The following is a 12,352-nucleotide window of genomic DNA, read 5'->3' as shown; positions in this document are numbered from 1 at the left end:
GTGATGGGACAATCAAGATGTCTAAAACAACACGCAAGCACTCGGACCTGATTTACGCGCTCGAAGACAAACCTCCCTTTTACCAAACCCTGATGGGGGCCGTGACCCACCTGCTGGCCATTTTCGTGCCCATGGTGACGCCGGCCCTGATCGTGGGCGGGGCCCTTGGCCTCTCCACCGAGACCACCGCCTATCTGGTCTCCATGGCGATGATCGCCTCCGGCATCGGCACCTGGCTGCAGGTGAACCGCTACGGCCCCATCGGCTCGGGGCTGCTCTCCATCCAGTCGGTCAACTTCTCCTTCGTCACCGTGATGATTGCGCTGGGCAGCGCCATGAAAAAAGATGGCCTGCACGAGGAGCTGATCGTCTCGACCCTGCTCGGGGTCTCCTTCGTCGGGGCCTTCCTGGTGATGGGCTCCTCCTTCGTGCTGCCCTATCTCAAGCGGGTGATCACCCCGACCGTGAGCGGGGTGGTGGTGCTGATGATTGGCCTGAGCCTCATCAAGGTGGGGATCATCGACTTTGGCGGTGGCTTCTCCGCCATGAGCAGCGGCACCTTCGGCAAATACGAGAACATCGGCCTGGGGCTGCTGGTGCTCTGCGTCATCGTCGCCTTCAACTGCAGCAAGAGCCCCTTGCTTCGCATGAGCGGTATCGCCATCGGCCTGCTGGTGGGCTATGCGGTGGCCCTGATGCTCGGCATGGTGGACTTCTCCGCCCTTGAGAACCTGCCACTCATCACAGTACCCATCCCGTTCAAGTACGGTTTTTCCTTCGATCTGCACGCCTTCGTGCTGGCCGGCACCATCTATCTGTTGAGCGTGCTGGAGGCGGTGGGGGACATCACCGCCACCGCCATGGTCTCCCACCGGCAGATCCAGGGCCCCGAGTTTCAAAAACGACTCTCCGGCGGCGTGCTGGCAGATGGCCTGGTATCGGTGATCGCCTCGGCGCTCGGCTCCCTGCCGCTCACCACCTTTGCCCAGAACAACGGCGTCATCCAGATGACCGGGGTGGCCTCGCGCCACGTGGGCAAGTTCATCGCCGTCATCCTGGTGCTGCTCGGCCTCTTCCCGGTGGTGGGGCGCTTCTTCACCACCATACCGTCGCCTGTGATGGGGGGGGCCATGGTCATCATGTTCTCCATGATCGCCATCGCCGGTGGTCGCATCATCATCAGCCACGGCTTCGATCGGCGCGAGACCCTGATCGTCGCCACTTCGCTCGGGCTGGGGCTCGGGGTCTCCTACGACCCGAACGTCTTCAAGGTGCTGCCGGCGGGGATCTACATGCTGGTGGAGAACCCCATCTGCGCCGGCGGCATCACCGCCATCATCATGAACCTGGTGCTGCCGCAGAGCCGCAGACGCAAGGCGGCCGCCAATGCCGCCGAGGCGGTGGAGCTGATCCAGCTGAGCGACAAACCCGACACCCGTTTTGCCACCCGGCCCGCCCCGTCGGCCACCGCCCGCCAACAGGGGCTGGCGACGGACGAGGCCCAGGTGCGCGCCCCGCAAGTGGATCGCGGCTAACGAACAACAAGAGGGAATTGAGAGATGAAAAACGACAACTCCGTCAAGGCGGTGCGTGGCAGCTTCTTCGACATCACCCGGGTGGTGAGCCAGCCCGAGGAGATAGAGCCCAATGCCCGCCTCATCGAAGACGGCCTGCTGATCATCCGCAACGGCTGCATCGACTGGTTCGGCCAGTGGGAGGAGGGCCGTGATCGCATTCCGGCCCAGGTGCGGGTGCGTGACTATCGCGGCAAGATGATAGTGCCCGGCTTTGTCGACACCCACATCCACTACCCGCAGAGCGAGATGGTGGGGGCCTATGGCGAGCAGCTGCTGGAGTGGCTCAACCGCCACACCTTCCCGGCCGAGCGGCGCTACAACGATCTCGAGTATGCCCGCGAGATGTCCACCTTCTTCATCAAGCAGCTGCTGCGAAACGGCACCACCACGGCGCTGGTGTTCGGCACCGTCCACCCCGAGTCGGTGGATGCCCTGTTCGAGGCGGCCAGCCGCATCAACATGAGGATGATCGCCGGCAAGGTGATGATGGATCGCAATGCGCCAGATTATCTGCTCGATACCGCCGAGAGCAGCTATGAACAGAGCAAGGCGCTCATCGAGCGCTGGCACGGCAACGGCCGCTTGCTCTACGCTATCACGCCGCGCTTTGCTCCCACCTCGACCCCGGCGCAGCTGGCGATGGCGCGGCGGCTGCGCGAAGAGTACCCGACCACCTATCTGCACACCCATCTGTGCGAGAACAAGGACGAGATAGCCTGGGTGAAATCCCTCTTCCCGGCGCATCAGGGCTATCTCGACGTCTATCACCAGCACGGCCTCACCGGCCACAACTGCGTGTTTGCCCACTGCGTTCATCTGGAAGAGCAGGAGTGGGATTGCCTGAAGGAGACCGGCTGCACCATCGCGTTTTGTCCCACCTCCAATCTGTATCTGGGCAGTGGCCTCTTCAAGCTGCACAAGGCGTGGCACAAGCAGGTGAAGGTGGGGATGGGCACCGATATCGGCGCTGGCACCACCTTCAACATGCTGCAGACCCTCAACGAGGCCTACAAGGTGATGCAGTTGCAGGGGGAGCGGCTCTCGGCCTATCAGGCCTTCTATCTGGCGACCCTGGGCGGCGCCCATGCGCTGGGGCTGGACGAGCAGATCGGCAGCTTCTCGGTGGGCAAGGAGGCGGACTTCGTGGTGCTCGACCCGGTCGCCACCCCGCTGCAGCAGTTGCGTTACGACAACTCCACCACCTTGCGCGACAAGCTGTTCGTACTGCTGACACTGGGGGATGACAGATCCATCTACCGCACCTATGTGGATGGTCAGCTGGTGCACGAGCGGGGTTGATCCGGTTTTCAAAGCAGAGGGGCGGGCATGCTCGCCCCGGGAACACGGCAGCAGGGGCCAGCGTGGTGCCTGCGCCGCACGACAGGCGAGGCGCTTGCCCCGCCACAGCAGGTGAAATGGCCCGGTTTTTTTAGATGGCAAGTCAAACGTTTGCCTTGTCTGCCAACCCCATGATGCCGGCGACCGTGGCAGCAGAGATCCACGGCACCGACCGCCATTTCGTCACGACACATTCAGGGATGCAGGAAGGAGTCGGCCATGAGCCAGACAAACAGGATAAACGAGATGGACGGGGCAGTTGCGGACAAGGGGGCGGCGGCGGGACGACAGCCCGCCGGCGGCGCACTCGATCGCTACTTCATGATCAGCGAGCGGGGCAGCAACGTGCGCCAGGAGGTGCTGGCGGGGCTCACCACCTTCCTCGCCATGGTCTATTCGGTGATCGTGGTGCCCAGCATGCTCGGTAAGGCGGGCTTTCCGCCCGGCGCCGTGTTCGTGGCCACCTGTCTGGTGGCGGGCTTTGGTTCGCTGCTGATGGGACTCTGGGCCAAGCTGCCGATGGCCATCGGCTGCGCCATCTCGCTCACCGCCTTTACCGCCTTCAGCCTGGTGCTGGGGCAGCAGATCTCCATCCCGGTGGCGCTCGGCGCCGTCTTTCTGATGGGGGTGCTGTTTACCGCCATCTCGGTGACCGGGGTGCGCAGCTGGATCCTCGACAACCTGCCGATGGGGATCGCCCATGGCACCGGTATCGGCATCGGGCTCTTCCTGCTGCTGATCGCCGCCAACGGGGTGGGGCTGGTGATCAAGAACCCGCTGGAGGGGCTGCCGGTGGCGCTGGGGGCCTTTACCTCCATGCCGGTCATCATGTCCCTCATCGGGCTGGCGATCATCGTCGGGCTGGAGAAGCTTAAAGTTCCGGGCGGGATCCTCTTGGTGATCATCGCCATCTCCATTTTCGGCCTCATCTTCGATCCGGCGGTCAAGTACCAGGGGCTGTTCGCCATGCCGAGCCTCGCCGACGAGCAGGGCAACTCCCTCATCTTCAGCCTGGACGTGATGGGGGCGCTCTCGCCGCTGGTGCTGCCAAGCGTGCTGGCGCTGGTGATGACGGCGGTGTTTGATGCCACCGGTACCATTCGCGCCGTGGCGGGGCAGGCCAACCTGCTGGACAAGGACGGTCACATCATCAACAGCGGCAAGGCGCTCAGCGCCGACTCCATCAGCAGCATCTTCTCCGGTCTGGTGGGGGCCGCGCCGGCCGCCGTCTACATCGAATCGGCGGCGGGCACGGCGGCAGGGGGCAAGACCGGTCTCACCGCCACCGTGGTGGGGGTCTTGTTCCTGTTGATGCTGTTCCTCTCGCCGCTCTCCTACCTGGTGCCGGCCTATGCCACCGCACCGGCGCTGATGTACGTGGGGCTCTTGATGCTGAGCAACGTCGCCCGGCTCGACTTCGATGATTTCGTCGGCGCCATGTCCGGCCTGCTGTGCGCCGTCTTCATCGTGCTCACCTGCAACATAGTCACCGGCATCATGCTGGGCTTCAGCGCCCTGGTGATCGGCCGCATCTGCTCGAAGGAGTGGCGCAAGCTCAACGTCGGCACCGTCATCATCGCCCTGGCGCTGGTGCTCTTCTACGCCGGCGGCTGGGCCATCTAGTCCGGATCATTTCCTTCTCTATGGCGGGGCCAGCCTCTCTTGGCCGGCCCCGCCCTTCAAACCGTACTCATACCATTTTGATAACGAGGCTTACCAGATTGATAACGCCGCCCGGCAATGGCGCTGCCGAGTCCTCCATGGGGAGCTGCTGCGGGGCCGGTCACGGCCATGACGGAGAGCCTGATGGGCGCCGGATGGGATCTTCTTCACACTTCTTCCCTTTGCTCGCCGCCTTTGCCCCCCGCTTGGCCCGAGGTGCCGGAAACGGGCGCATATCTTGCTGTTTTTTATACCGGTTCTGATTTTTTCTGCCTGACAAAGGACTTGCATATGTCCATAGGATTACCGCTCAAGCGGGTGGATGCCGAGGCCAAGGTGACCGGCAGCGCCCGCTACACCGACGACAACATCATGCTCGGCATGCGCCACGCCAAGTACGTGCGAAGCCATATCGCCCACGGCAAGGTGCTCACCATCGACGCCAGCGACGCGCTGGCCCTGCACGGGGTTGAAGCCGTGTTCACCCACGAGGATGTGCCCACCACCTGTTTTCGTACCGCCGGCCACGCCTGGTCTCTCGATGAGACCAAACGGGACGTGAAAGACCGGCGCCTGCTCACCGACCATGTGCGCCACTTTGGCGATGGCGTCGCCATCGTGGTGGCCCGCGATCCGCTGGTCGCTGAGAAGGCCGCCGCCCTGGTCAAGGTGACCTACGAGCCGCTGCCGGTGATGACGGATGCGGCCAGCGCCCTGGCCGAGGGGGCCTGTCCCATCCACCCGACCGGCAACCTGCTGCGCCAGAGCCAGATCCGGGCGGGAGAGCCGGAGCAGGCCATCGCCGCCGCCGACTTGCAGTTCAGGGGGCACTACCAGACGCCGGTGGTGCAGCACTGCCATCTGGAGACGGTGACCTGCTACGCCTACATGGATCAGCCGGACCACATCATAGTCGTGACCAGCACCCAGATCCCCCAGATTGTGCGCAGCCGGGTGGCCAAATCCCTCGGCCTGCCCTGGTCGAGCGTGCGGGTGATCAAGCCCTACATGGGCGGCGGTTTTGGCAACAAGCAGGATGTGCTGGAAGAGCCGATGGCGGCGTTTTTGAGCTACAAGCTCGGCGGCGTGCCGGTCAAGGTGACCTTTAGCCGGGAGGAGTGCTTCTTTGCCTCTCGTACCCGCCACGGCTTTGCCATCGACGGCACCCTTGGCATCAGCCGGGATGGCGTGCTCAAGGGGTATCAACTGGACGTGCTCTCCAACACCGGCGGCTATGCCTCCCACGGCCACTCCATCGCCAGCGCCGGCGCCAACAAGATAAGTTACCTCTATCCGCGCAGTGCCTTTGGCTACGACGCCAAAACCTTCTACAGCAACCTGCCCACCGCCGGTGCCATGCGCGGTTACGGCGCGCCCCAGGTGGTGTTTGCCCTCGAATGCATGCTGGATGATGCCTGCGCCGAGCTGGGTCTGGATCCGCTTACAGTGCGCATAGCCAACGTGGCCCGCGAAGGGGATGTCAATCAGGTCAACCAGAAGACCATCTACAGCGCCGGCTTGCCCGAGTGTTTGCGCCGGGGTAGCGAGCAGTTCGAGTGGGAGCGGCTCAAGGCCGAATGTCTGGCACAGGATCCGGCAAGCCGGGTACGGCGCGGCATCGGGGTTGCCTGTTTCAGTTATGGATCCAACACCTATCCGGTGGGGGTCGAAATTGCCGGCGCCCGCATGCTGCTCAATCAGGATGGCACCGTCAATCTGCAGATCGGCGCCACCGAGATAGGGCAGGGATCGGACACCGTCTTTGCCCAGATGGCGGCCCAGACCTTGGGCATCCCGTTTGATCAGATCCGGGTCATTTCGACTCAGGATACCGACATTACCGCCTACGATCCGGGCTCGTTCGCCTCGCGCCAGAGCTATGTGGCGGCCCCCGCCATCCATCAGGCAGCGCTGCAGCTGCGGGCCCGCATCCTGTCGCTGGCGGCCCAGCTCTGCCATCAGGATGTGGGATCGCTCACCCTGGTCGACGGCTACGTGGTGCTGGCCGGTGCACCGGACAAGGTGCTCATCAGCGTCGCCGAGGTGTCGGTCAACGCCTACTACCACCTCACCATCGGCGGCCAGATCACCTCGGAAGTCTCCCACAAGACCACCACCAACCCGCCGAGCTTTGGCTGCACCTTTGTCGATCTCAGCGTCGACATCGATCTCTGCAAGGTGACCATCAATCGCATCCTCAACCTGCACGATGCGGGCAAGATCCTCAATCCGCAGCTGGCAGAGGGGCAGGTGCACGGCGGCATGGGGATGGGGATCGGCTGGTCCCTGTTCGAGGAGATGATCATCGACGCCAAGAGCGGCGTGGTGCGCAACCCCAACCTGCTCGACTACAAGTTCCCTACCATGCTGGACTTGCCCGATCTCGAATGCGATTTCGTGCAGACTTACGAGCCCCAGTCGGTCTATGGCCACAAATCTTTGGGGGAGCCGCCCATCATTTCGCCGGGCCCGGCCATTCGCAACGCCATTCGCATGGCGACCGGGGTGGCCATCAACGAGCTGCCCATCACCCCCAAGACCCTGTTCCGGGAGTTTGTCGCCGCGGGTTTGATTGGCGAGGGATCAGGGGAGGAGCAACGCCATGTTTGATATTGCCCGTTATTACAAGGCCCACAGTGTGGCCGAGGCGGTTGCCCTGCGCCAGGCCGACCCCGAGGCGTGCCTGCTGGCCGGTGGCACCGATGTGATGATCCAGCTCCATCACCTCAACGCCGCCTATCGCCATATCGTCGATATTCACGACTTGCCGGAACTCAAGGGGGTGAGCGAGCTGGCCGACGGCGCTATTCGCATCGGCTCCGGCACTACCTTTACCGAGCTCATCGAAAACAAGCTGGTGCAGCGCCGCCTGCCGATGCTGGCCGAGGCCGCTGCCACCATCGCCGGCCCGCAGATCCGCAACGTCGCCACCTATGGCGGCAACATCTGCAACGGCGCCACCAGTGCCGACTCGGCGGCGCCCACCGTGGCGCTGGAAGCCGAGCTGGAGATCGCCGGCCCCGATGGCACGCGCCGCATCCCCATCGCCGGTTTTCACACCGGCCCGGGCAAGGTGGCGCTGCAACCAGCGGAGATCCTGGTGGCGTTTCACTTTGCCCCGGACGCGCACCCCCAGGTGGGCTCCCACTACTTCAAGTACGCCATGCGAGGGGCCATGGATATCGCCACCATAGGCTGCGCCGCCTACTGCCAGATTGAGGATGGTCACTTCAAGCGCCTGCGGCTGGCTTACGGGGTGGCGGCGCCGACGCCGGTGCGCACCCCGCACGCCGAAGCGGCGGCCGAGGGGCAACCCCTGACTCGCGCCACACTGGCAGCGATTGCCGATGCGGTGGTAGCCGACGTGGCGCCGCGCTCCTCCTGGCGGGCAGAAAAGGAATTTCGCCTGCACCTGATCAAAACCCTGGCGCAGCGGGTGATCACCTGCGCCGTCGAACGTGCCGGAGGCAAGATCCTATGATGCAACCGCAAAGCTGTCCCACTGTTGCGATCCAGTGCGAGATCAACGGCAAGCCTTACTCCTATGCTGTGCGGCCCACCATGTCGCTGCTTCACTTCCTGCGCGGGCAGGGGCTGATCAGCGTGAAAGAGGGGTGCAGTGTCGGCGAGTGCGGCGCCTGTACCGTGCGGGTCGATGGCGTGGCCATCGACTGCTGCCTCTATCTGGCGGTATGGGCCGATGGCAAATCCATTCGCACCGTGGAGGGGGAGCGCAAGGGGAATGAGCTCTCCGATGTACAACAGGCCTTTATCGACGAGGGGGCGGTGCAGTGCGGCTTTTGCACCCCAGGCCTCGTGATGGCGAGCGCCGCCCTGCTCGACAAGACAGATCGCCGTCCGCTGACCGAGGCTGAGATCCGCCGCGGCCTGTCGGGGAATCTGTGCCGCTGCACCGGTTACCAGAACGTGGTGCGGGCGGTGAAGAAGTGCTGCAAGGGGTGACGGGGCTCTCCTGCGATGCTCCCTCCGAACGACAGCCTTGCATGGGATGACAGCGCTTAAATAACCGAGAGATTATTTCAGGCGCGCAGGTAAAGTGTGCATCCCGTTATTTCGGGCGGGCACTGGGGAGCAGGCATACTGCACTGCCGGGCTGTCAGCACAAATAACGAACAGTCTGGTCCGCGTAGCGGCCTGGAAATGGCAAGCGACTGTTTTTACGCACTATGTCAATTTGTGTCGCCATCTTGTGCGCCTCTTTTGCCTATTGGCGGCAGCAAATACCGGTGGGCGGGAAATAACGGAAAATAACGGCAAGGGGGCTGAAAAAAAGCCCCTTTTTCGTCACGTGACCGCAACATTTTTCTGTAATTGTTAGCCAGCTCGCGGCGGCCCTGTGCCGAAACGGGCAGAGTAGGCGCCTTGGCTGGCCGAGGCCGCCATGATGCTCAATCAGAATCGTAACAAGGTGCTGCGGCCCGCCTGGCGGGGCGCAAAACATAACGTCAAAAAGAAAAGGAAACTGGCATGTCAGGAAGACACTCTCTGGTAGCGCTGGCCGTCGGGCTGGCGCTGGCGGGACAGGCACAGGCACAGCTGCTCATCAGCGAATACCTGGAAGGCTCGGGCAACAACAAGGCGGTGGAGCTGAGCAACCTCGGCAGCGATGCCGTCGATCTCTCCCAATACCGGCTGGCCCTCTACGCCAACGGCAAACCCATCAGCGAATCACCTACCAACAGCCTGGCGCTGCAGGGCACCCTGGCCCCGGGCGCCACCCTGGTGCTGGCCAACCCCTCCGCCAGCAGCGAGATCCTGGCCAAGGCCAACCGCACCAGCGGCAACCTGGTGTTCAACGGTGACGACGCCCTGGTGCTCTATCGCGGCAACGAGATAGTGGACAGCTTCGGCCAGGTCGGTGTGGATCCGGGCACGGCCTGGGTGTCGGGCAACGTCTCGACCCTGGACATGACCCTGCGCCGCAAGGCCACCGTCACCACCGGCCGGGTCGATGCGGCTTCGCCTTTCGATCCGGCGCTCGAATACGTGGCGGCCCCGAAAGATGACGCCAGTGGCCTGGGCTGCAGCGGCGATGGTCCCTGCGATGGCACCCAGCCGCCCGCCTTCGTCTGCCCGGTGGATAGCCTGGTGCCGGTGCCCGCCATTCAGGGCACCGGTACCAGCAGCCCGCTGGTGCCGGCCGGCAAGTTTGAATCGGAGCAGGCCTACGCCACCCGCGGTGTGGTGACTCAGGTAGTGAGCGGCCTCTACAAGGGCTTCTTCATTCAGGATGAGCAGGGGGACGGCGATCCGGCCACCTCCGACGGCCTCTTCGTCTACAGCACCAAGGCCAACGCTGCCATCGTGCCGGGCGCCGAGGTGTGCGTCTCTGGCAAGGTGAAAGAGTATTTCAATCAGACCCAGCTCAACGCCGACGAGCTGGTGGTGACCCGGCCCGCTGGGGCTGTACCGGCTGCGGTGGATCTGGTGCCGGTGGCGGGGGAGAGTCTGAGCCAGCTGCTGGAACGTCACGAGGGGATGCAGGTGCGACTGGTGCCTGAATCCAGCCTGGTGGTGACCCGCAACTTCAGCTTCGATTACGACGGCAAGCGCAACAATCTGGTGCTGGCCTATGGCGCGCCGCTCATCAAGTCGACCCAAAAATTTGCCGCCATGAGCCAGGAGGCGAACAACTGGGCCCTGCGCAACCAGCAGAACCAGCTGGTGGTGGAGACCGACGCCAAGGCGCCGGACGGTGTGCTGCCCTGGTTCCCCGGCTTCAACGCCGAGGATGGTTACCTGCGCATCGGCGACAAGCTCAATGGGCTGGAGGGGGCGCTTGGCTACTCTTACAACCTGTTCAGGCTGGTGGCCAGCAACCGCATCGATGCAAGCCAGATAGATCACAGCGGCTGGGATCGGGTGGAAACCCCCGAGCTCGCCGAGGCGGGGGATCTGCGGGTCGCCAGCTTCAACGTGCTCAACTTCTTCACCACGGTCGTGGGGGGCGATGCCAACCCCACCGGCAGCAACCGGGGCGCCCTCACGGTGGCGGAGTTCGAGTTGCAGCGCACCAAGATCGTCAGCGCCATCACCCGCCTCAACGCCGACGTGGTGGGGCTGATGGAGATAGAGAACAACGGCTACGGTGACAACTCCGCCATCGCCAACCTGGTGGCTGCCCTCAACGCCGCCCTGCCGGACGAGGCGGATCACTACCGCTGGATTGCCTCGCCGGATGGCAAGCCGATAGGCACCGACGCCATCACGGTGGGGCTTATCTACCGGCCCGCCAAGGTGACCCCGGAGGGGGCCGCCAGCCTCATCGCGCTGCCGGTGCAGCAGGCCGAGGCGGTGGACGCCAGCGGCAAGCCGGTGACCATCAACCAAGGGATGCGCGAGTCGCTGGTGCAGCGCTTCAGCTCGCCCAAGGGGGATGCGCCGCTGACCCTGGTGGTCAACCACCTCAAGTCCAAGGGCTCCGCCTGCTTCGAGGATTACCCTGACTACGCCACTGCCGATCCGCTGGACGGCCAGGGCCACTGCAATGCGCTGCGGGTCTCTGCCGCCAAGGTACTGGGGGAGCACCTCAAGGATCTGGCCGGGGATCTGCTGCTCATCGGCGACATGAACGCCTACGGCATGGAGGATCCCATCCGGGTGCTGACCGACTATGATCCGGCCGCCCAATCGCGTCAGATCATGAGCGCCTCCTTCACCACCTTGGCGGGTCAACCCTTCGAGGAGAGCGGCAGCGCCCTTGGCAAGGGGTATGGCCTTGTCAACCTCAACACCCGCTTCCACGGCTCCGACACCTACTCCTACAGCTACGAAGGGGAGCTCGGCAACCTGGATCACGCCCTGGCAAACCCGAGCCTCGCGGCCAAGGTGATCGGCATCGAGGATTGGCACATCAACTCCGCCGAGAGCAACTTCTTCGAGTACGGCAGCAAGTACAGCGGCCAGCTGGCGAAATCCGAAGGGCCCTTCAGCGCCTCGGATCACGATCCCGTGCTGGTGGCCATCCAGTACCCGCTGCCGCCCGCCGGGGTCTTGAGCCTCGAGAGCGCCGCTGCGAACGTGGAGGAGGGCAACACCCTGACCCTGAGCGTGGCGCGCCGCGACGGCAGCTATGGGGAGGCCAGCGTCAGCTATCGCATTGCCTACGGCAGCGCGGACGCAAGCGACGTGGCGCCCCTCATCGGCACCCTGCACTGGGCCGCTGGCCAGAGCGACAGCCAGACCATCAGCATCCCGGTGAAGAGCGACACCCTGCACGAGGGGGACGAGACCTTTACTCTGGAGCTGTTTGATGCGAGCGGCGCGACCCTGGGCGATCAGCACCAGACCCTGGTGACCATCAAGGACAAGCTGGCGCCATCCACCATCTCGCTGGCACGCGCCAGCCTGACGGTGAACGAGGGGCAGTGGTTTGCCGAGATCCCGCTGGTGCGCAGCGGCGATCTGAGCAAGCCGGCCCGGGCCCGGGTGGCCCTTGACGGAGTCACGGCGCGCTGGGGGCTGGATTTCCTGCCCTGGTTCGGTCAGTCGGTGAGCTGGGCCGCGGGCGAGGGAGGCAGCAAGTCGGTCAAGGTGCTGATCATCGATGACTGGTTTGTCGAGCCCACCGAGCAGTTCAAGGTGAGTCTGGCTGCGTTGCAAGGTGGCCAGCCGGGCAACCTGCAGGAGACCCGGGTCGACATTCTGGACAACGACAAGTCCTGGTGGCCCTTCGGTCGCCACTGAGGATGATTCAGCAATGAGAAAGGGGCCTGCGGGCCCCTTTCTGTTGTTGGCCACCTTGCTGTTGCAGG

The 12,352-nt window shown here is 64.0% G+C and carries 7 protein-coding genes; all 7 read left to right on the top strand.

Going from position 1 to position 12,352, the window contains the following annotated elements:
* Positions 1–17 precede the first annotated feature (17 nt).
* On the top strand, positions 18–1,535 hold the full coding sequence (locus tag AB5Y98_RS19400; protein ID WP_017780980.1) for a nucleobase:cation symporter-2 family protein: 1,518 nt from the start codon (positions 18–20) through the stop codon (positions 1,533–1,535).
* A 24-nt stretch (positions 1,536–1,559) separates the two neighbouring features.
* Positions 1,560–2,876 carry a guanine deaminase gene (gene guaD / locus AB5Y98_RS19395; protein WP_368232604.1) on the top strand — a complete coding sequence of 439 codons (1,317 nt, stop codon included), beginning with the start codon at positions 1,560–1,562 and terminating at the stop codon, positions 2,874–2,876.
* A 285-nt stretch (positions 2,877–3,161) separates the two neighbouring features.
* On the top strand, positions 3,162–4,538 hold the full coding sequence (locus AB5Y98_RS19390; RefSeq protein WP_368232819.1) for an NCS2 family permease: 1,377 nt from the start codon (positions 3,162–3,164) through the stop codon (positions 4,536–4,538).
* Positions 4,539–4,868: 330 nt separating this feature from the next.
* Complete coding sequence (gene xdhA / locus AB5Y98_RS19385) at positions 4,869–7,187, top strand: xanthine dehydrogenase molybdenum-binding subunit XdhA (RefSeq protein ID WP_368232602.1); 2,319 nt, start codon at positions 4,869–4,871, stop codon at positions 7,185–7,187.
* Positions 7,180–8,058, top strand: a complete 879-nt coding sequence (xdhB, locus tag AB5Y98_RS19380; protein ID WP_368232599.1) for a xanthine dehydrogenase FAD-binding subunit XdhB — start codon at positions 7,180–7,182, stop codon at positions 8,056–8,058. Before xdhA ends, xdhB begins: the two co-directional genes overlap by 8 nt.
* Positions 8,055–8,540 (top strand): xanthine dehydrogenase iron sulfur-binding subunit XdhC, encoded by a 486-nt coding sequence (xdhC, locus tag AB5Y98_RS19375; RefSeq protein ID WP_368232596.1) that lies wholly within the window; start codon positions 8,055–8,057, stop codon positions 8,538–8,540. The genes xdhB and xdhC overlap by 4 nt, the downstream gene beginning before the upstream one ends.
* A gap of 525 nt (positions 8,541–9,065) precedes the next feature.
* The gene (locus AB5Y98_RS19370; protein WP_368232593.1) at positions 9,066–12,284 is read left to right on the top strand and encodes an ExeM/NucH family extracellular endonuclease; all 3,219 of its coding nucleotides are present in this window, start codon (positions 9,066–9,068) and stop codon (positions 12,282–12,284) included.
* Positions 12,285–12,352: the final 68 nt, after the last annotated feature.

Source organism: Aeromonas sp. s3, assembly GCF_040907805.1.
GTDB lineage: Bacteria > Pseudomonadota > Gammaproteobacteria > Enterobacterales > Aeromonadaceae > Aeromonas > Aeromonas dhakensis.
The sequence above is the reverse complement of the archived record's forward strand: the minus strand, read 5'-3'. Positions and strand labels throughout refer to the sequence as shown.

Excerpts from the sequence above, each read along its gene's own strand:
- AB5Y98_RS19400 (WP_017780980.1), top strand. The coding sequence starts at position 18 with ATGTCTAAAACAACACGCAAGCACTCGGACCTGATTTACGCGCTCGAA.
- guaD (WP_368232604.1), top strand. The coding sequence starts at position 1,560 with ATGAAAAACGACAACTCCGTCAAGGCGGTGCGTGGCAGCTTCTTCGAC.
- AB5Y98_RS19390 (WP_368232819.1), top strand. The coding sequence starts at position 3,162 with ATGGACGGGGCAGTTGCGGACAAGGGGGCGGCGGCGGGACGACAGCCC.
- xdhA (WP_368232602.1), top strand. The coding sequence starts at position 4,869 with ATGTCCATAGGATTACCGCTCAAGCGGGTGGATGCCGAGGCCAAGGTG.
- xdhB (WP_368232599.1), top strand. The coding sequence starts at position 7,180 with ATGTTTGATATTGCCCGTTATTACAAGGCCCACAGTGTGGCCGAGGCG.
- xdhC (WP_368232596.1), top strand. The coding sequence starts at position 8,055 with ATGATGCAACCGCAAAGCTGTCCCACTGTTGCGATCCAGTGCGAGATC.
- AB5Y98_RS19370 (WP_368232593.1), top strand. The coding sequence starts at position 9,066 with ATGTCAGGAAGACACTCTCTGGTAGCGCTGGCCGTCGGGCTGGCGCTG.